The sequence below is a fragment of the Streptomyces sp. NPDC058685 genome, assembly GCF_042714725.1.
Taxonomy (GTDB): domain Bacteria; phylum Actinomycetota; class Actinomycetes; order Streptomycetales; family Streptomycetaceae; genus Streptomyces.
The window spans coordinates 26,613-45,310 of sequence record NZ_JBHXSL010000027.1 but is presented as its reverse complement, the minus strand read 5'-3'; the positions used below and the strand labels follow the sequence as shown (position 1 = coordinate 45,310).

General features: G+C 71.5%; 16 protein-coding genes. 8 read left to right on the top strand and 8 right to left on the bottom strand.

The genetic code is table 11. The annotated features are described in order from the left end of the window. Positions 1–3 precede the first annotated feature (3 nt). The 5 genes from ACFWU3_RS21770 to ACFWU3_RS21750 all read left to right on the top strand — a co-directional run bounded on the left by ACFWU3_RS21770 (position 4) and on the right by ACFWU3_RS21750 (position 5,536). Entirely contained in the window at positions 4–1,761 is a 1,758-nt protein-coding gene (locus tag ACFWU3_RS21770; protein ID WP_384439926.1) for an IucA/IucC family protein, read from the top strand. After that, positions 1,758–3,020: a type III PLP-dependent enzyme gene (locus tag ACFWU3_RS21765; protein WP_384439923.1), complete on the top strand. Its 1,263-nt coding sequence runs from the start codon at positions 1,758–1,760 to the stop codon at positions 3,018–3,020. The genes ACFWU3_RS21770 and ACFWU3_RS21765 overlap by 4 nt, the downstream gene beginning before the upstream one ends. Before the next feature lie 75 nt (positions 3,021–3,095). Continuing rightward, complete coding sequence (locus ACFWU3_RS21760; protein WP_384439920.1) at positions 3,096–4,082, top strand: pyridoxal-phosphate dependent enzyme; 987 nt, start codon at positions 3,096–3,098, stop codon at positions 4,080–4,082. A 54-nt stretch (positions 4,083–4,136) separates the two neighbouring features. Beyond that, positions 4,137–4,367, top strand: a complete 231-nt coding sequence (locus tag ACFWU3_RS21755) for a hypothetical protein (RefSeq protein ID WP_384439917.1) — start codon at positions 4,137–4,139, stop codon at positions 4,365–4,367. A 158-nt stretch (positions 4,368–4,525) separates the two neighbouring features. Next, a complete protein-coding gene (locus ACFWU3_RS21750) occupies positions 4,526–5,536 on the top strand; it encodes an alpha/beta hydrolase family esterase (protein WP_384439914.1) in 1,011 nt (336 codons plus the stop codon). Between the two features lie 169 nt (positions 5,537–5,705). Here the strand turns inward: ACFWU3_RS21750 and ACFWU3_RS21745 are convergent, their stop codons facing one another. Continuing rightward, entirely contained in the window at positions 5,706–6,092 is a 387-nt protein-coding gene (locus ACFWU3_RS21745) for a helix-turn-helix transcriptional regulator (protein ID WP_384439911.1), read from the bottom strand. A 127-nt stretch (positions 6,093–6,219) separates the two neighbouring features. On the opposite strand from ACFWU3_RS21745, the gene ACFWU3_RS21740 reads away from it, so the two are divergent. Continuing rightward, entirely contained in the window at positions 6,220–6,642 is a 423-nt protein-coding gene (locus ACFWU3_RS21740; protein WP_384439909.1) for an STAS domain-containing protein, read from the top strand. On the opposite strand, the gene ACFWU3_RS21735 is transcribed toward ACFWU3_RS21740, so the two are convergent. From ACFWU3_RS21735 to ACFWU3_RS21725, 3 genes are all read right to left on the bottom strand, one after another. Then, positions 6,624–6,794, bottom strand: coding sequence for a hypothetical protein (locus ACFWU3_RS21735; protein ID WP_384439906.1), 171 nt, complete (start codon positions 6,792–6,794; stop codon positions 6,624–6,626). The genes ACFWU3_RS21740 and ACFWU3_RS21735 overlap by 19 nt on opposite strands. A gap of 70 nt (positions 6,795–6,864) precedes the next feature. Continuing rightward, positions 6,865–7,218: a hypothetical protein gene (locus ACFWU3_RS21730; protein ID WP_384439903.1), complete on the bottom strand. Its 354-nt coding sequence runs from the start codon at positions 7,216–7,218 to the stop codon at positions 6,865–6,867. A gap of 155 nt (positions 7,219–7,373) precedes the next feature. Beyond that, the gene (locus ACFWU3_RS21725) at positions 7,374–8,954 is read right to left on the bottom strand and encodes a hypothetical protein (protein WP_384439900.1); all 1,581 of its coding nucleotides are present in this window, start codon (positions 8,952–8,954) and stop codon (positions 7,374–7,376) included. Positions 8,955–9,326: 372 nt separating this feature from the next. On the opposite strand from ACFWU3_RS21725, the gene ACFWU3_RS21720 reads away from it, so the two are divergent. Both ACFWU3_RS21720 and ACFWU3_RS21715 read left to right on the top strand, forming a co-directional pair. Then, on the top strand, positions 9,327–13,619 hold the full coding sequence (locus ACFWU3_RS21720; protein ID WP_384439896.1) for a HAMP domain-containing protein: 4,293 nt from the start codon (positions 9,327–9,329) through the stop codon (positions 13,617–13,619). 171 nt (positions 13,620–13,790) lie between these two features. Then, the gene (locus ACFWU3_RS21715; RefSeq protein ID WP_384440059.1) at positions 13,791–16,172 is read left to right on the top strand and encodes a SpoIIE family protein phosphatase; all 2,382 of its coding nucleotides are present in this window, start codon (positions 13,791–13,793) and stop codon (positions 16,170–16,172) included. Positions 16,173–16,210: 38 nt separating this feature from the next. Here the strand turns inward: ACFWU3_RS21715 and ACFWU3_RS21710 are convergent, their stop codons facing one another. The 4 genes from ACFWU3_RS21710 to ACFWU3_RS21695 all read right to left on the bottom strand — a co-directional run bounded on the left by ACFWU3_RS21710 (position 16,211) and on the right by ACFWU3_RS21695 (position 18,577). Beyond that, complete coding sequence (locus ACFWU3_RS21710; RefSeq protein WP_313942553.1) at positions 16,211–16,399, bottom strand: DUF6381 family protein; 189 nt, start codon at positions 16,397–16,399, stop codon at positions 16,211–16,213. A 12-nt stretch (positions 16,400–16,411) separates the two neighbouring features. Next, complete coding sequence (locus tag ACFWU3_RS21705; RefSeq protein ID WP_313942552.1) at positions 16,412–16,639, bottom strand: DUF5133 domain-containing protein; 228 nt, start codon at positions 16,637–16,639, stop codon at positions 16,412–16,414. A gap of 89 nt (positions 16,640–16,728) precedes the next feature. Next, positions 16,729–17,262 carry a universal stress protein gene (locus ACFWU3_RS21700; protein WP_384439892.1) on the bottom strand — a complete coding sequence of 178 codons (534 nt, stop codon included), beginning with the start codon at positions 17,260–17,262 and terminating at the stop codon, positions 16,729–16,731. Between the two features lie 4 nt (positions 17,263–17,266). Continuing rightward, positions 17,267–18,577, bottom strand: a complete 1,311-nt coding sequence (locus ACFWU3_RS21695) for an SLC13 family permease (protein ID WP_384439889.1) — start codon at positions 18,575–18,577, stop codon at positions 17,267–17,269. Positions 18,578–18,698 lie beyond the last annotated feature (121 nt).

The window sequence follows — 18,698 nt, the reverse complement described above, 5'->3', positions numbered from 1 at the left end:
GCGATGACCAGCATCACCCCGGACCGTCCCGCCCATTCGGCCGAGCCGCCGAGCGAACTTCCCACGGCCGAGGAGGCTGTGGCGCACACTCTCCTCAACTGTCTGCTGCGGGAGGTGTCCGGCCCCGAGCACCAGACGGCGGTCATCGACGGCCGCCTGCTGCTGAGGCTGCCACGACGCGGCGTACTGCTCCGTGTGGCCCTGCGCCGGACATCGCTCATCGGCGCCCATCGCTTCACCGGGCCGGTCACCGAGGAGACCGCCACCGGCTGGTCCCCGGTCGGCTGGGCTCGACTGGCCGAATACGTGCAGTCCGAACTGTCCCTGCGTACGGGCGCGTCCAACGACGAGTTCCTGGGCCAGATGGCCGCGGGACACCGCGGGGTCGCCGCCGCCCTCTCCGCCCGCGTCCCCCACCCGCGGGCGCCGCACGGGGACCCGCTCGCCACCTACCTCGCCTCCGAGCAGTCGCTCGTCCTCGGCCACCGCTTCCACCCCACACCGAAGGCGCACAGCGGCGACCCGGGTGCCTGGGCCTCCTTCGCGCCGGAGGCCGGCGGGTCCTTCCCGTTGCGACTGCTGGCCGTACGGAGCCATCTGATCGCGCAGGAGTGCGCCGAGGCGGGCGCCACCGACCCGCTGGACCGACTGGGGGCCGTCCCCGAGGGATACCGGCTGCTCCCCGCCCACCCGTGGCAGTACGACCAGCTCGCCGGACACCCCGCTCTGCGTGCGGCCCTGGGACGGGGCGACATTCTCGATCTCGGCACGGGGGAGCGGCAGTTCACCCCGACGGCCTCCGTCCGCACCCTGTACGACGGCGACACGTTCCTGAAGTTCAGCCTCAACATCCGCATCACCAACTGCGTGCGGAAGAACGCCCATTACGAACTCTCCGGCGCGGTGGCCCTCACCCGGCTCCTCGGCCCCGTGTTCGGCGATCTCGCCGCGCGCTTCCCGGGCTCGGGCATCCTCCGGGAACCGGCCTACCGCAGCGTCGCCCTGCCCGGCCCGGACGGCCCTGCCGACCGCTCGTTGCTGGAGGGCTTCGGTGTCATCGTCAGGGAAGGACTCGGCCGCCGCCTGCGGCCCGGTGTCACACCCCTCCTCGCCGCAGCCGTGGCCGACGAGTACCCGTCCGGGCCCGGCCATGTCTCCGGCCTGTCCGCCGCCACGGACCCCACGGCCGCTCTCGCCTGGTGGCGCGACTATCTGCGACTGCTCGTCCCACCGGTCCTGGCCGCCTACTTCGACCACGGAGTCGTCCTCGAACCCCATCTGCAGAACGTGGTGGTCGGGGTGGACACCGACGGCAGGCCCGCCCAGATCCTCTTCCGTGATCTGGAGGGGACCAAGCTGGTGCCCGAGCACCATGCCCGCACGCTCGCCGTCCTGCCCGCCGAGGTCGCCGGGCCCCTCACCTACGACGCCCGGCGCGGCTGGGACCGTGTCGTCTACTGCCTGATCGTCAATCACATCGCGGAGATGCTCGCCGCACTCGCCGACCTCCATCCGCAGACAGAGGCCGCCCTGTGGTCGCTCGTCCGGCGCACGCTCACGGAGTACGCCGACGAGCACGGGTGCCCGCCCCGGCTGAGCGCCCTGCTGGCGGGCGTACCGCTGCCCGCCAAGGCGAATCTGCTCGCCCGCTGGGAGCGTGCCGCCGACCGCGACGCCGGCTATGTCCGGCTGCCCTCGCCCCTCGCCGAGGACGTGCTGTCCGAGGCGACTCGGGCCGACGCCCACCGGAGTTCCCGATGACCCTGCTGACCGACGCCGCACGCGACCTCGCGCTGTCGCTTCCCGCCGACCGACTGCCGGCCTATGTGTACGACCTCGACGCACTGCGCGAGCACGCGGCCTTCGTCCGGTCGGTTCTGCCGGAACGCGTCGAGCTGTACTACGCGGCCAAGGCCAATCCGGAAGCGGAGATCCTGAGGGCTCTCGCGCCCTGCACGGACGGCTTCGAGGTCTCCTCCGGCGGTGAACTCGCCCATGTCGCGAAGGCGGTCCCGGGGCACGCGCTCGCCTTCGGCGGGCCCGGCAAGACCCCCGAGGAGATCGAGTCCGCCCTGCTGCTCGGGGTGGAGCGTTTCCATGTCGAGAGCGCCTACGAACTCCGCATGCTCGCTGAGCTCGCCGAACGCCTGGTGCCTCGGGTCCGCATCGGCGTCCTGCTCCGTTTCAACCTGCCGGTTCCCGCGGACTACCTGGAATCGAGCGCCCTGGCGATGGGCGGCAGACCCGCGCCGTTCGGGATCGACCCGTCGCAGGCCGAGGGCCTGGTCCGGCAGTTGACGGACGGCAGCCTCCCGCATCTCGAACTGCACGGTGTGCACGCGCATTTGGCCAGCGGCCTGACAGTGCGGCCACAGCTCGCGGTCACCGAGTCCGTCGTCGTCTGGGCGACGGAGCTCGCCGCACGGCACGGCATCGCGCTGCGGGAGGTCAACGTGGGCGGTGGGATGACCGTCGACTACGCCGACCCGGATGCCCGGTTCGACTGGGCCGCCTTCGGCGCCGGTCTCGCCCGCATCACCGACGACCACCCCGGCCTGCTGCTGCGCATCGAACCGGGCCGCGCCCTCACCGCCTACTGCGGCTGGTACGCCACGGACGTGCTGGATGTGAAGCACAGCCACGGTGAGGACTTCGCGGTCGTGCGCGGCGGGACCCACCATCTGCGCACCCCTGCCACCAAGGGGCACGACCAGCCGTGCGCCGTCCTTCCCCACGACACCTGGCCGCATCCCTGGCCACGGGCAGCGGTGGGGCCTGGCCCGGTCACCTTCGTGGGTCAGCTCTGCACGCCGAAGGACGTCCTGGCGTGCGGGGTGCCTACGGCAGGACTGCGGTCGGGTGACCGGGTGGTGTTCGCGCTGGCCGGGGCGTACGCGTGGAACATCTCGCACCATGACTTCCTGATGCATCCCCGGCCGGGGTTCCACTTCCTGGGCACCGCCGTGGTTCCCTCGCGTACGCCGGGAGCCGCCGAGTCGTCGGCCGGCGTGCGCGGGTAGATTTCCGGCGTGGGCGGGTCGCGTACGCACCGACCGCCCGGCCGCCCGCCGAGGTGGTCAGGCACGGTTGAGGAGATGGTGACGTTGGTTGCCGAGGAATCGGATCCGCAGCGGGTGACACTGGGGACCTGGCCGACGCCGCTGGAGCCCGCGCCGCGGCTGGCCCGCGCGCTGGGTCTGGGTGACGGTGACCTCCTGGTCAAGCGAGACGACCTCATCGGGCTCGGAGGCGGCGGCAACAAGGTCCGCAAGCTCGAATGGACCTGTGGCGCGGCGCGCGCCGCGGGCGCCACCGTCCTGGTGACCACCGGAGCCCCGCAGAGCAACCACGCACGGCTGACCGCGGCCGCCGCAGCGCGGCTGGGGCTCGATGTCGTCCTGGTGCTGGCCGGGACGCCCGCCTCGTCGGCCTCGGGGAACCTGGCGCTCGACGGCCTGTTCGGCGCGCGCGTCGTATGGGCCGGTGACGCCGACGCACGGCAGCTCGCCGCCACTGCCGACGAGGTGGTCGAGCGCCTGAGGAAGGACGGAGCGGTTCCCTCGCTCATCCCGTTCGGCGGCTCGAGTGTGCTCGGAGCGCGCGGCTACGTTCTCTGCGGACAGGAACTCCTGGCCCAGGCACCGGGGTTGGCCCATGTCGTCGTCGCTGCCGGCTCCGGCGGCACCATGGCGGGCCTCGTCGGCGCGCTCGGCGTCGACCGGGTCCTCGGCGTCCACGTCGGCGCGGTCGCGGACCCGGCCGCCACCGTCGCCGGACTGGTCTCCGGTCTCGCCGAGAGCCCGTGCGGTCCGGCCGCACTCCGCATGCGTACCGACCAGGTGGGCGCCGGGTACAGCACGCTGACGGAGCCGGTCATGGCCGCGCTGACACTGGCGGGCCGCACCGAGGGGCTGGTGCTGGACCCGATCTACACCGGCCGGGCGATGGCCGGCCTGGTGGCGGCGGTCGAGGACGGCGACATCGTCCCCGGACAGCGCACGGTTTTCCTGCACACCGGTGGGATGCCGGGCCTCTTCGGCCACGCGGCGACGATCGCCCGGGCGGAAGGGGCACTCACCTGAGCGCCGCGCTCGACGATCCGGCCCGGTCCGAACCATCGGCCCCAGGCTCGGCACATGCTGTACGAGCACCGCGGCAGACAACCCGTCGTCCCTGAGTCCGCCTGTGTCGCACCCTCCGCCGTCCTGTGCGGAGCGGTCGTCCTGGGCCGGCGCGCATGCGTTCCGCGCGGCGCGGTCCGCACCGCCGAGGACGACGAGGTGCGCATCGGCGCGGACGTGGTGGTGATGGCGCGTCAGTCCCGCTTCTACGAGGCCCCTACGGACGACCGCCGCATCGACGGCTGACGGCGTCCCGCCCACACGCCGGGGCCAGGCGGCCGATCCGCCGAGAACAGAAAGAACTCAAGCTGTACGGCGGTCGGGCTGTCGTCGAAAGTCTCCTCCACCACGTCGACTTCACCAGCCACGTCCGCACCCGCGGACCGATGCGGAGGACATGACGCATGCTCGCGATCAGCAGACACCTGAGGTTTGCACGAGCCGCCGCGACTGCCACGGCACTCACCGCACTGGGAGTGCTCGCTCTTCCGGGTGCCGCACACGCGGCACCCGGCCAGGCACCGAACCGGGTGCCGGACACCACCTCGCAGCAGGCACCGGACAGGCTCGACGAGCCGGTCAGGACCACCGGTTGCCGTACGACTCCCGTGGTGCCGCCCGGCGTCACGACCGCGCAGGAGATGGAGTCCGGGGGTGTGGCCCGGACCTACACCGTCCATCTGCCGAAGCGCTACGACCCCCGGCGCAGCTACCCGGTGGTTCTCTCCTTCCACGGCCACAAGCGCACCTCGCAGTGGCAGGAGGAGCTCTCCGGCTTCTCGGCCCTGGACACGATCGCCGTCTACCCGCAGGGCCTTGTCGGCACCGACGGGGAGTCCGCCTGGCAGGGCGCACCGTATTCCGCCCCGGTGGACGACGTCCGCTTCACCGGCGACCTTCTCGACCGGCTGCAACGGCAGTTCTGCGTGGACAACAAGCGCATCTACGCTGCCGGAAAGTCGAACGGGGGAGGCTTCGTCGGCGTCCTGGCCTGCCGGATGCCCGGTCGGATCGCCGCCTTCGCCCCGGTGGCCGGCGCCTACTACCCGCAGAGCGGACCGTGCGAACCGTCCCGCCCCACCTCGGTGATCGCCTTCCACGGCACGGCCGACGCCACCATTCCGTACGAGGGGAACCCGGCCAAGGGGCTTCCCGCGCTGAACAACTGGCTCGCGGACTGGGCCGGGCGCAACGGATGCCGGCCGGAGGCGAAGTCCTCCCGTCCCCGCCCGGAGGTGGAGACCCAGCGCTGGACCGGCTGCGACAGGTCGTCGCGCCTCGTGCACTATCGCGTCGAAGGTGCCGGGCATGTGTGGCCCAGCACCGGTTCCAACAATGATTCGAGTACGCCCACGGTGATCGACGCGACTCCCGTGATCTGGAAGTTCTTCCGCGCCGGCACGCTGAGGCGCTGACCGGTTCGGATCACCCAGGTGCGCGGCCGGGGCAGTACGGGATGCTGCCCCGGCCGTGCGAGCGGCACGGCAAACCCGTGGCTCGGCCTGTCGCCGTCGGCGCGACCCTCAGGGCGCGCGCACCCCGTCGGACACCGCCTCAGGGCGTCCGCACCCCGTCGGCACCGCCTCAGGGCGTCCGCCGGTCCACGTCGACGGACTGCTGTGGACCGCTCTCCGGCAGTGCCCCGTCACTCGCGCCGCTGTCGTCGCCGGCCAGGTGCGGGGGCGTCGCGAGGATGTCCAGCAAGGGGGCGATGTCCCGGTGCTCCTCCGCGGGATGCCGAAACCGGCCACCTCGCAACTCGTACTTGTTCCGCCGGCCCTCACGCGTGCGTGAGAGGTAGCCGGCCTCTTCGAGGTCGGCGATCACGGCTTGCACGGTCCGCTCGGTGAGCTGCAGTGCCACGGCGAGATCGCGGATCCGGGCCCACGGATCACGGGAGACGGCCGAAAGCACGCGCGCATGGCTGGTGAGAAAGGTCCATGTGTTGCGGGGCCCCGGTGCTGCTTCCATGGACTCATCGTACGACGCGCCATGCATGTTTCCCAGTACATGAAATGAGATTCCGGTATCCCTTGACGTGTGTTGGCGAACGGCTCAACATGAGTGACGAGAGCATTCCGTTCGAGGGAGTGGACCGATGGCATCCCCTTCCAGCGGTTACGGGGACCGGGCGCCTGACCGGCACGGCAGCGGTCCGGCGTGCGACGGCCGCCTCGCGGTCACCGTGACCACGGGTGTGAGCGGCCGTTCCCGTGTGGTCGTCGTGGGCGAGATCGACCTCGAGGAGGCTCCGGCCTTCCGGGTGGCTCTCGACTCCGCCCTGGGTGCGGCCACCGGGCTGGACCTCGACCTCAGCCGCGTCTCGTTCTGTGACTGCTCGTGCCTTCGCGTCCTCATGGAGGTCCACTTCGCGGCGCTCGCCTCGGGCCGGACCGTCGCGGTGACCGAGGCCAGCAGATGTGTATGGCGGCTGCTCGACCTGACCGGCACCGGCGAGCTGCTCAGCGCGGCCGGCAGCGGCCCCCTGACCGGAGCTGGCGATCAGGAGGGCGGCATCTGAGCGCGGCCCCGGACGTCGGTCGCCGACCTCAGACCTGCCGTCTCCGCGGCGTCCAGCTTGTCGTCGAGGGTGACGACAACTCGCCCCGCGGCCTCCGGCAGGGACGCGCCGACCGTGTCCCGCAGGCTGGTGGCGCGGTGCACCCACACCACCCGCGGCGGCACCTCCGCGACGCGGTCCCGCGGTTCGTGGACAGGAGGTGGCCGACAACCGCCACCAGCCTCAGGCTGCCGCGTCCTCGTCGCCCGTCCCGCCGGTGTGCTTCAGCGCCATGCGCGCGTCCACCACGCCCGCCGTCAGCGACGTCCAGTACGGGTGCGTGCTCACCGTCACCGACAGGTCGAGGATCCGTCGCCGGAAATCCTCCACCTGCGCGCGCTCCTCGGCCGAGTATCCCGGGCTGGCCGGGAACGACACCACGCGTTCGTTGAGCATCTGCTTCTCGCTCGTCCAGCCCGGTTCCGGCTCCACCGACCACGGCAGCCTTCGGCACAGCGCCCTGTATTCCGCCTGTGCCTGGTGCAGCTCGAGCTGCGCGTCACGGAGGTCGTCGGGGAAGTCGTACTTTTCGGCCACAGCGGAATGGTACGCCTGTTCGATTTCGAATGGCGAGTGCCGGGCCGTGATGTCGCCCGGGAGTGTCACCGGGCGGTTCACTTGGCCTCACGTCGCCGCGCTCCGGTCCCCTCGGGAGGCCGGTCGCATGGCACGCGTCGAACGCGCGTCCGCCCTCAGCTCGTCCCCGCGGCGGCCGCGGCACGAGCCTCCTCCCGGGCCACCGCCTCCCTCATCACGCCGACCGGCAGTGACGGGTTGGACGCCGCCGCTTCCACCACGTGCCAGTCGTCATCCGCGAGCAGTCCGGCGATGACCGACGCCGGCAGGGTCGGATGGCCGGCGGCCGGGCGTCGTGCCTTCCTGTCCCTGAGGCAGGCGATCAGGGCCGCGGCCGGTGCGTCCGCGCGTCGCGCGATCGCGGTGAGCGCCTTGCGGGCCGGCGGGCTGTGCCGCGCGAGGTCCGCGAGAAGCGTCGGTGACGCGTCCGGGTTGGCGGCCACCCCGGCGACGACCTGGACGCCGTGGGCGGTGACCATCGCCCGCAGTTGGGTGTCGGTGAGGCCGGGATGCGGCGCCACGGCCTTGGCCACCCTGGCGTCCCGGTCGGCGGCCAGTGTGTCGCGGACCGCGGGCGGCAGGTCGCGACGTTCGGCCGGCAGCATCCGTACGGCCGCGGTCGGCGACGTGCTCAGGTCGGCCAGCTCCGCCGCCGAGGCGGTGGCGATCCGTGGCAGCAGGGTCGGGCCGACCGTGACGAGATCCGCCAGCCGTGTGAGCACGTCCAGGGGTATGCGCGGATGGTGCAGCAGCCGGCGCCGCACGTCGTAGCCCGTGTCCGCTTCCAGGGCGCGGATGAAGGGCTCGCCGAGCGACGGATTCCCGGCGAGTTCACCTCGCACTCCGGGGTCGGAGTCGGTGGCCAGTCGCGCGCACACCTCCGGCGACAGGCCCGTGCGGGCGGCCAGTTCGCGGCGCAGCAGCACGGAGGGATGGTCGGCGCATCCCGTGAGCGCTTCGACCGGTGTGGCCGGGTTCTGGAGCGCGGCCAGCTGGGTGTCGTACACCGTGGACTCGTGGGAGCCGTCACAGGAAGCTCCCGCCCGGAGGTCGCAGTCGGGTCGCGGGCAGTACGGGTCGTGCACGAAGGGAATCTCTTCGCGGTCGCAGACCAGGCACCGTTCGGCGGGATACGCGCAGGCGCCTGTGGCCAGCGCGGCCAGCACGGCCGGTGGTGTCGCCTCGTTGGCCGCCACTGCCCGGCGGACCTCGGCGTGCGGATGTCCGGCCAGCCGGGTGGCCGTCTCCGGCGTCGTGAACGCCGCCAGCTCCCCGACGACGTCCAGGTCCGGGTCCGCGGCCAGTCTCTCCGTCACGTCCGGCGGGAGATCAGGGCAGGAGGCCAGAGCCCACCGTCGCCCGGCGTCGGCGTCCTCCGCGAGGCGGCGTGCCCATTCGGGCGGTGCGGCACCTGCGTCGAGCAGGGCGAGCGCGGCCCGCGGCCGAGTCGCCGGGTCGATGTCGGCGGCGGTCAGCCCGCCGCTGTGGACGAGCGCCGCTGCGTCGTCGTCGCAGCGCGCGGCGAGCGCGAGGGTCTGAGCGCGGCTGAGGTCCGTGCGGTGGGCGAGGGCCGAGGCGAGATCGTCGGCCGCATCCGCATCCGCATCCGCATCCGCAATCGCGACCGCGATCAAACGATCGGTCAGGTCCGACGGCAGGGACGGGTTGGCGGCGATGCCGAGCAGCAGTTGGTTCACGGCCACATCCTGCCCGGGCGGTCGGCGGAAAGCTCCTGGATTCCGGCTCCGTCCCGTGGATCCGGCCAGGCGGTGCACATCCGGGCCGGGGGAGACTAGTTGGCTCCTTGATCAAAACAAATCTATTGTGGCCGATGTAGACATGAAACCGCCGCCCAGGTAAGGTTCTCCAGCGGCCGGCGCCGGGGAGCGGCGGTCGGCAGGGGGGCGACAGCATGCTGATGACCTCTGGGCTCCGGTGCCGGGCGGCGCCGGAGCTCTTTGTGGGTGTCCCGCGCGCTGAGCTAGCCTTTGACGAATTTCCATGCAGCAGAATCCGCGCACATTGCGTGGGTTCTCCGGCGGTTTGTGAAGAACTGGAACGAGGTTGGCATGGTTGAGAAGTCCGTATCGCGTCCCGCGGGGGGCGGGGTCGCGCGCGGCACGGGCAAGGTCGGAGAACCCGAACTGCGCCAGCTGCTGGTCGGGTTGACCGCGGTTCGCGACGGGGACTTCGGCACCCGCCTTCCCGACGAGGCCGACGGACTGCTCGGGGACATCGCCACCGTCTTCAACGGCATGGTGGACCAGCTCTCGCTCTTCACGTCCGAAGTGACCCGCGTGGCCCGGGAGGTGGGCACCGAGGGAACGCTCGGCGGGCAGGCCGAGGTCCCCGGTGTCTCCGGCACCTGGGCCGACCTCACCGACTCGGTGAACGCCATGGCCGGCAATCTCACCACACAGGTGCGGGACATCGCCCAGGTGGCCACGGCGGTCGCCAAGGGAGACCTCTCGCAGAAGATCGACGTCGACGCCCGCGGTGAGATCCTGGAGCTGAAGGACACCGTCAACACGATGGTGGACCAGCTCTCGGCCTTCGCCGACGAGGTCACGCGCATGGCACGCGACGTGGGCAGCGAGGGCCGCCTCGGCGGTCAGGCCGAGGTGCCCGGTGTCGGTGGTGTGTGGCGCGATCTGACGGACTCGGTCAATTTCATGGCCGGCAACCTGACCAACCAGGTCCGCAACATCGCCCAGGTGACGACCGCGGTCGCCGAGGGCGATCTTTCGCAGAAGATCACCGTCGATGCGCGCGGCGAGATCCTGGAACTGAAGAACACCATCAACACGATGGTCGACCAGCTCTCCGCCTTTGCGGGTGAGGTCACGCGTATGGCGCGTGAGGTGGGAACGGACGGCCGCCTCGGTGGCCAGGCCGAGGTGCCGGGCGTCGGTGGTGTGTGGCGCGATCTGACGGATTCGGTCAACTTCATGGCCGGAAACCTCACGGCCCAGGTGCGCTCGATCGCCCAGGTGGCGACCGCCGTGGCCGAGGGCGATCTCTCGCAGAAGATCAACGTCACCGCCCGCGGCGAGATCCTGGAGCTGAAGAACACCATCAACACGATGGTCGACCAACTCTCCGCGTTCGCCGACGAGGTGACCCGTGTGGCCCGCGAGGTGGGTACGGAGGGCAACCTCGGCGGCCAGGCGACCGTGCGCGGAGTCTCCGGCACCTGGAAGGACCTCACCGACAACGTCAACGTCATGGCGTCCAACCTGACGGGCCAGGTCCGTTCCATCGCCCAGGTCGCCGCGGCCGTCGCCCGTGGTGATCTGTCGCAGAAGATCACCATCGAGGCGAAGGGCGAGGTCGCGGCCCTCGCCGGCGTCATCAACACCATGGTCGACACCCTGTCCGCGTTCGCGGACGAGGTGACCCGTGTGGCCCGCGAGGTGGGCACCGAGGGGCGGCTCGGCGGGCAGGCGCGTGTGCCCAACGTGGCCGGCACCTGGAAGGACCTCACCGACAACGTCAACTCGATGGCGAACAACCTCACCAACCAGGTCCGCAACATCGCCCTGGTCACCACCGCCGTCGCCAACGGCGACCTGTCGAAGAAGATCGACGTCGACGCCCGCGGCGAGATCCTCGCGCTGAAGACCACCATCAACACCATGGTCGACCAGCTGTCCTCGTTCGCGGCCGAGGTCACCCGTGTGGCGCGCGAGGTCGGCAGCGAAGGACGCCTCGGCGGGCAGGCCGAGGTCGAGGGCGTCTCGGGCATGTGGAAGCGCCTGACCGAGAACGTGAACGAGCTGGCCGGGAACCTCACCCGCCAGGTCCGGGCCATCGCCGAAGTCACCAGCGCGGTCGCCGAGGGAGACCTGACCCGGTCCATCACCGTCGACGCCTCCGGCGAGGTCGCCGAACTCAAGGACAACATCAACTCGATGGTGGGGTCCCTGCGCGAGACGACACGGGCCAACCAGGAACAGGACTGGCTCAAGACGAACCTGGCGAGAATCTCCGGTCTGATGCAGGGCCACCGTGATCTCGCCGTGGTCGCCGAGAACATCATGGACGAGCTCACCCCGCTGGTGAACGCCCAGTACGGCGCGTTCTATCTCGCCGTCGACGGACGGCAGGGCACCGAACTGACCCTGGTCAGCGCCTACGGCCGTCCCGCGGGATCCTTCGAGATCACCCGGTTCGCGCTCGGGGAGTCCCTGGTCGGCCAGGCGGCCCGAAGCCGCCGGGTGATCGCCGCGGACGGCGTGCCCGGCGACTACGTCACCCTCTCGTCCGGCTTGGGCAAAACCGCGCCGGGCAGTCTGATCGTGCTGCCGATCCTGGTCGAGGAACAGGTTCTGGGCGTCATCGAACTGGCCTCCTTCACCGCCTTCACCGCCCTCCACCGCGACTTCCTCGAACGGCTCATGGCGACCGTGGGCGTGAACGTGAGCACCATCGTCGCCAACGCCCGCACCGACGAGCTGCTGGGCGAGTCCCAGCGTCTGACGGGCGAGCTCCAGGCCCGCTCCGAGGAACTGCAGGTCCAGCAGGAGGAGTTGCAGCGCTCCAACGCCGAACTGGAGGAGAAGGCGGCGCTGCTGGTCGAGCAGAACCGGGACATCGAGGCCAAGAACCTGGAGATCGAGCAGGCCAGGGGAGAGCTGGAGACCCGAGCCCAGCAGCTCTCGCTCACCTCGAAGTACAAGTCGGAGTTCCTGGCCAACATGAGCCATGAGCTGCGTACGCCGCTCAACAGCCTGCTGATCCTGGCCCAGTTGCTGTCGCAGAACCCCACCAGGAACCTCACACCCAAGCAGGTCGAGTACGCGGGCATCATCCACTCCGCGGGCTCCGACCTCCTCCAGCTGATCAACGACATCCTGGACCTGTCCAAGGTCGAGGCCGGCAAGATGGACATCAACCCCGAACGGGTGTCGCTGCGCCGGCTGCTGGAGTACGTCGAGGCCACCTTCCGGCCGCTGACCACCCAGAAGAGTCTCAACTTCACCATCACCACGGCCCCCGGCGCGCCTTCCGACCTGCTCACGGACGACTCACGGCTGCGTCAGGTGCTGCGCAATCTGCTGTCCAACGCGGTCAAGTTCACCGAACGGGGAAGCGTCGAGCTGCGGATCGAACCGGCCGCCGACAGCGAACTGCCGCGAGCGCTTCCCCGTGGCGGCCCGGTCGTCGCGTTCCGCGTCCGGGACACCGGGATCGGCATCGCCGAGCAGCAACTGGAGGCGATCTTCGGTGCCTTCCAGCAGGCCGACGGCACCACGAGCCGCAAGTACGGCGGTACCGGGCTCGGACTCTCCATCAGCCGCGAGATCGCGTATCTGCTCGGCGGAGCCGTCACGGCCGAGAGCACACCGGGCCAGGGCAGCACCTTCACGCTGTATCTGCCGGTGACGCACACCGAGTTCAAGGACGGCGCCCTGCCCCGCCAGATCGGTGCGGAGCCGCGCGGTGAGAAGGCGGTCGACCTCGGCGCCCGGCCCGCACGGATCGCCATCGAGCCGCCCCCGCGGCGCCGGCGCCTGCTGGTCATCGAGGAGCGTCCTCGTGGGCTGATGTCGCTGGTCACCGAGAGTGTCGTGGCCGAGTTCAGCGGCGGGCGCGAACTGGCCGACCCTCGTGCGACGGTCGACGTCATCGGCACGGTCGGAGCCCAGGAGGCGGCTGCCGCGCTGGCGGCCGAGGCATGTCACTGTGTCGTACTCGATCTGGACATGCCCGACGGCGAGGCCTTCCGCTTCCTGGAGGCGATGGACGGCGACGCGGCGCTGCGCAACGTACCGGTGCTGGCCCACAACAACCGCCGGCTGGGCGCGGCCCAGGAGCGCACCCTCCAGATGCGCGCCGAGAGCCGGCCTCTGGAGCTGCTCTCCAGCCTGGACGAGTTGAGGGAGCGCATCGCGCTGTACCTGTCGGCGGACCAGCCGGGCGACGTCCTGCCGCTGATGCGGATCGAGGAAGCGGCGCACACCTCGCCGCAGGACACGGACGCCACCCTCGCCGGGCGCACGGTGCTCGTCGTGGACGACGACGCCCGCAACCTCTACGCGCTCAGCGGCATCCTGGAACTCCACGGCATCCAGGTCCTGCACGCCGAGAACGGACGCAAGGGCATCGACACCCTCGCCGAGCACCCCGGCATCGACCTCATCCTGATGGACGTGATGATGCCGGAGATGGACGGCTACGCGGCCACCGCGGAGATCCGGCGCATGCCGGCGCACAGCAGCCTGCCCATCATCGCGGTGACCGCGAAGGCGATGCCGGGCGACCGCGAGAAGTGCCTGGCCGCCGGGGCGAGCGACTATGTCACCAAACCACTGGACGCCGACGATCTGATCGCCTGCGTCCGCCGGTGGGTCACCACCTAGGTCCTCCGCCGCCGGGCGGAACCTTCCCGCCCACGACGCCCGTCCCTTCACCATGTCGCCCAGGAGCAGCGGTACGTGAACACTCAGCCACCCGGTGAACCGGGCCGCGACGACGGTCCGCCGGGACACGCCCCCGGCGCCGTGCCCGCGGCCCGGGGCGGTGATCTCGTGATGGCCCGCACCGTGGACCCGGCTCCGGCGGCGGACGACCGTTCGTCCGCGGTCGGGCGGTTGGCCGCGACCGTCGACCGGCTCCGCAAGGAGGTGCAGGCGGCCCACGCCGCCGCGGACGGGCGCGCGCTGATCGAGCTCGCCAAGGGCATGCTGGTCGAGCGCCTGCGATGCGGCCCCGCCGAGGCGGCACGGCAGCTCGCGGACCTCGCCGACCAGGCCGGTCTCACCCAGCTGGAGCTGGCGGCCGACATCATCAACGAGACGGCGCGCGACCGTCTCTCCGAAGCGGTCGGGGACTTCGTGGCCAAGGCGGGCACCGCCGCGCCGCCGGACGACACCGTCCGGTCCGCCGCGGTACGGCTGCGTACCGCCGAGAGCGCCGCACTGGCCGCCGACGACACCCAGGCCGTCGCCGAATCGCTCCTGGAGCACGCGCTCATCCCCCTCGGTGCCACCGCCGTCGCCGTCTGGTCCGCGGGCCACGACGGCTCCCTCACCCTCGCGGGCCACGCCGGTTTCCCCACGGAGGAGGCCGGGCGCTGGCGTTATGTGCCGCCCGGTGTGGCGACCGTGGCCCGCCAGGCGCTGGCGGAGCGCCGGACCGTGTGGCTGCGGGAGTTCGCCGAAGCCGGTGTGCCGTCCATCCACGACGAGCCCACCACGGACGGCGGGCGCGTCGCCGTACCCGCCGGTACCGGGGGCCGCATCCTCGGCGTCCTGGAGATCTGCTGGCCCCACCATCTGCCGCCGCAGCCGCCGCAGATCCAGCGCCAGATGGAAGCTCTGGCCGAACTCTGCGCCCACACGCTGGGGTCGCACCCGCCGGCGGTTCCCGGCTCCCCGTCCGCCGCGAGCCCGCTCCAGCAGGACCTCGCCGAACTGGTCGACCTCATCGACTGCCTCCACGACCCGGCCCTCGTCCTGCTGCCCCACCTCGACACGGAAGGCCACCTCGCCGACTTCCGGATCCACCACGCCAACCGCAGCTTCATCGATCCGGCGGGGCGCCCCCGAGGCGCCGTGGCCGGAACGCTGATGCTGGAGGCCTACCCCATGGCCGCCGGTGACGGAGGACTGTTCGAGCAGGCCGAGCGGGTGTGGGCCACGGGCGAGGCGTTCCGCGCCTCCCGGATGGCCCTCACCGCGCTGGTCGACCAGGTGCCGCTGGAGGCCGTCGCCGACGTCGGCATCAGCAGGCACGGTGGCGCGGTGCTGCTCATCTGGCGGATCGAGGACCAGGCGGCCCGGCTCGCCAGTCTCCTTCAGCACGCCCAACGCCTGGGCCGTATAGGAGGATTCGAGGAGAACACCGTCACCGGGGAGATCACCTGGAACGAGCAGCTCAGCAGCCTCTACGGGCTGCCGGCCACCGCCGCGCCGGTCTCACTGGAGCAACTGCCCGCCCACGCCCACCCCGACGACGCGGTCGCCATCGGACGGTTCCTGCGGACCCTGCTGCACAAACGGCGGCCCGCCTCCACCGCCTTCCGGCTGCAACGCCCCGACGGGGTCACCCGCCACGTCCGTGTCATCGCCGAACCGGTGCTGGACCCCGCCGCCCGGCTCCTCGCCGTACGCGGCGCCTACCAGGACATCTCGTCGCAGCACTGGACCGAGGTCGCCCTGGCCGCGACGCGCGACCAACTGGCCCACACCGAGCAGGAGTCGGCCGAACGCAACCGGCTCGCCCTGCAGCTCCAGCACGCGATCATGCCGCCCGCACGCGGTCCCCTCGACGCTCCCGGTCTGCGCGTCGGCGTGCGCTACCGGCCCGCCGAGACCGAGCACCTGGTCGGCGGTGACTGGTACGACGCCTTCGTTCTGCCCTCCAAGCAGGTCCTCGTCTGCGTGGGCGACATCGCGGGCCACGGCATCGAGGCGGCCACCAGCATGATCGTGCTGCGCAACGCGCTGCGCGGTCTCGCCGTCACCGGCGCCGGACCGGCACAGCTGCTGACCTGGCTCAACATCGTGGCCCACCATCTGACCGAACAGGTCACGGCCACGGCCGTCTGCGGACTGTACGACCCGGACCGCCGCACCCTGCGCTGGGCGCGGGCCGGGCATCTGCCGCCCGTCCTCGTGAGCGGCGAGACGACCGCCAACCTGCCGCTCATCAAGGGCATGCTCCTCGGCGCCGTCGCACAGGCGGCGTACGAGGAGGGCGAGGTCCAGCTGGAGGTCGGCGACACCCTGCTGATGTACACGGACGGACTGGTCGAGCGCAGGGACTCCTCGCTCCAGGACTCCCTGCGCCATCTGATCGTCACCGCGGGCCTGGCCACGCCCTCGCTGGAGCACCGGCTGGACCGGCTGCTCACGCACAGCAGGGCGGACACCGACGACGACACCTGCGTCGTCGGTATCCAGGTGGTGTGACCGCCGGGCCGCTGCCGGACAACCGGGAGCGGGGGCCGCTACTGCGAGGGCTTGCCGTCGTCGGCGCCGAGCCCGCGCTCGACCTCGCTCTGGTCCTGGAGCTTGCGCGCCTTCTCCTGCAGTCGCTGACGCCTGCGCGGGTCCGTCGACTGCTCAGCGGCTTCACTCAGCTGCTGTGCCTTGTCCCGCATCTGCTGGGCTCGGCCGGATTCACCTGCAATGCTCATCGTCACTCCTGCTCAGGCCGTGGTGGGGCTACTGCCGCGCGGGCGTACTCCGAGATAGCTCTCCGCCAGACGTACCGCCTCGAGGGCGGTGCGCCGGCCCATGAGGACGCACAACGTGGTTGCGGCATCCCGAAAGCTCGCGCTGATCTCGGCATCGGCCGGGTTGCGCAGCATGCGGCGTTCCTGCAGACGGTAGTTGCTCAGAAGCTCGGCGACCACAGGTTCGTTCGGCATCAGCATCAAGACCTCCCCGGACGCGGGTCTGATCCATTCTTCGCCCGGCGGTCCCCGCTTCGCCATTCGAGACCGCGCGCGGCTGCCACGGAGCGTCAGCCGGGAGGCGGGGGAGGCGGCGGAGGGGAGGGCGGGGGAGGCGGCGGAGGCGGCGGAGGCGGCGGAAGACGGTCGATACCGGGCGCGGTCCCGGGCCACACCAGCAGTACCGGACACGGAGCGTGATCAACGACGAAGCGCGTGGCGGGACCGAGGCTGCGGGGGCCCAGGCGGTGCGGGTCGCCGTCCCGGGCGCAGACGAGCAGATCGGCACCCTCCGCGGCGGTGACGACCTCACGCTCCACGCGACCGTGCGCGAAACGGCGCTCGGCGGGTCTGCCGAGGCGCTCAGCGGCCCGGTCCAGCAGTTCGGCTGCGGCGGACGCCGAGAGGGCCGCCACTTGGTCGCCCGGGTCGCGTTCCGGGTGGCCGCGGCCGAGCAGACCCGCGAACGCTCCGTGAGCGGCCTCGGCCACATCGTCGCCGGTGACGTACAGCAGGGTCACATCGGCCCGGGCGGGAACCTGCGCCCGGGCGGCATCCACGCACGCACGCCACGTGCCCTCCGTGATCCAGATGATCACCGCCACGGATTCAGCCCCCTCCGGTCGCCTGAAGCATTGCCCACAGGGCCATGGTGGCGGCGACAAGGGTCGGAGGCACAGTCCACAGACCGAGGCGGGTGAAGTCACCGAGACCGGAGTCGGTGTCGTGCTCGCGCAGCACCCGGCGCCACAGAAGGGTGGCGAGCGAGCCGACGTAGGTGAGGTTCGGCCCGAGATTCACGCCGATCAGCGCCGCCAGCACGGCACCCGGGCCGCTCGACGCGACGATCGGCAGCAGGGCGAGGATCGCGGGGAGGTTGTTGATGAGATTGGACAGGACGGCCGCGAGGGCCGCGATCGCCAGCAGCGCGCCCAGGCTGTCGCCGTGCGGCAGCACCTGGCTGATCCCGCTCTCCAGCCCGTGGTCGACGACCGCCTTGACGACGACGCCCAGCGCGAGGACGAACAGACAGAACTGTGGGCTCGCCGCGCCGACCATGGCGCGCACGGACGTCTTGCGACGGGCCAGCGCCCGGACGCCGAGGACGACGGCGCCGCCCAGTGCCGCCCAGGCCGGCTCGACGCCCAGGAGCGAGGCGACGACGAACCCGGCGAGCGTCAGCCCCAGGACGACGAGGGTGAAGACCGGTACGCCGACCCGTGCGGCCTTCGGCTCGTCCGGTGCGCCGGCGGCCAGGTCGGCGGCGAAGAAGCGGCGGAAGACCACGTACTCGATCACGATGACGATCAGCCAGGCGGGCGCCATCAGCACCGCGAACCGGGTGAAGGTCAGACCGCTGGCGGTGAAGGCCAGCAGATTGGTCAGGTTGGACACCGGCAGCAGCAGCGAGGCCGAATTGGCCAGATGGGCCGTGGCGTACACATGCGGGCGCGGTCTGGCTCCGACGCGGGTGGCGGCGGCGAACACCACCGGGGTCAGCAGCACGACGGTCGCGTCGAGGCTCAGGACGGCGGTGATCAGCGCCGCCGCCGCGAACACGCCCCCCAGCAACCGGTCGGCGCGCCCCCGGCAGGCCCGGGCGACGACGTCGCCGGCCGCGGTGAACAGCCCGTCGACCGCGCAGAGCTGAGCGAGGACCAGGACCGCGGCGAGGAAGCCCACGACCGGGAGCAGGCTCTGGGTCTGCTCCCAGGCCTCGGCGGGGGAGACCGCGCCGAGGGCCACGAGGAGCGCGGCCGCGGGGACCGCGGCGACGGCTTCCGGCCATCCGCGAGGGCGCGCCACGGCGAAGGCCAGTACGGCGAGCAGCAGGGCGACGGAGAGGATCTCGGCGACGACGGAATTCAGAGTTACCCCAGGGAGCGGGAGGTGCGCGGCGGCGATGACACCGGTCAGCATCGTACGTGGGCAGCGGATCGTCGCCGACCGCGATCGGGCTTGCGTCCGGTACTCGGGTACAGGTCTACCGTCGGAGAAGACGCGCCGCACGAGGGGAGTGCGTGCTCCACGGAAGTGGGTG

What these genes read in the sequence shown, in the direction of transcription:
- ACFWU3_RS21695 (WP_384439889.1), bottom strand. Translation starts at nt 18,577, where the DNA reads ATGCTGACCGGTGTCATCGCCGCCGCGCACCTCCCGCTCCCTGGGGTA.
- ACFWU3_RS21745 (WP_384439911.1), bottom strand. Translation starts at nt 6,092, where the DNA reads ATGGAAGCAGCACCGGGGCCCCGCAACACATGGACCTTTCTCACCAGC.
- ACFWU3_RS21770 (WP_384439926.1), top strand. Translation starts at nt 4, where the DNA reads ATGACCAGCATCACCCCGGACCGTCCCGCCCATTCGGCCGAGCCGCCG.
- ACFWU3_RS21705 (WP_313942552.1), bottom strand. Translation starts at nt 16,639, where the DNA reads ATGCTGATGCCGAACGAACCTGTGGTCGCCGAGCTTCTGAGCAACTAC.
- ACFWU3_RS21720 (WP_384439896.1), top strand. Translation starts at nt 9,327, where the DNA reads ATGGTTGAGAAGTCCGTATCGCGTCCCGCGGGGGGCGGGGTCGCGCGC.
- ACFWU3_RS21750 (WP_384439914.1), top strand. Translation starts at nt 4,526, where the DNA reads ATGCTCGCGATCAGCAGACACCTGAGGTTTGCACGAGCCGCCGCGACT.
- ACFWU3_RS21765 (WP_384439923.1), top strand. Translation starts at nt 1,758, where the DNA reads ATGACCCTGCTGACCGACGCCGCACGCGACCTCGCGCTGTCGCTTCCC.
- ACFWU3_RS21740 (WP_384439909.1), top strand. Translation starts at nt 6,220, where the DNA reads ATGGCATCCCCTTCCAGCGGTTACGGGGACCGGGCGCCTGACCGGCAC.
- ACFWU3_RS21755 (WP_384439917.1), top strand. Translation starts at nt 4,137, where the DNA reads ATGCTGTACGAGCACCGCGGCAGACAACCCGTCGTCCCTGAGTCCGCC.
- ACFWU3_RS21715 (WP_384440059.1), top strand. Translation starts at nt 13,791, where the DNA reads ATGGCCCGCACCGTGGACCCGGCTCCGGCGGCGGACGACCGTTCGTCC.
- ACFWU3_RS21710 (WP_313942553.1), bottom strand. Translation starts at nt 16,399, where the DNA reads ATGAGCATTGCAGGTGAATCCGGCCGAGCCCAGCAGATGCGGGACAAG.
- ACFWU3_RS21760 (WP_384439920.1), top strand. Translation starts at nt 3,096, where the DNA reads ATGGTGACGTTGGTTGCCGAGGAATCGGATCCGCAGCGGGTGACACTG.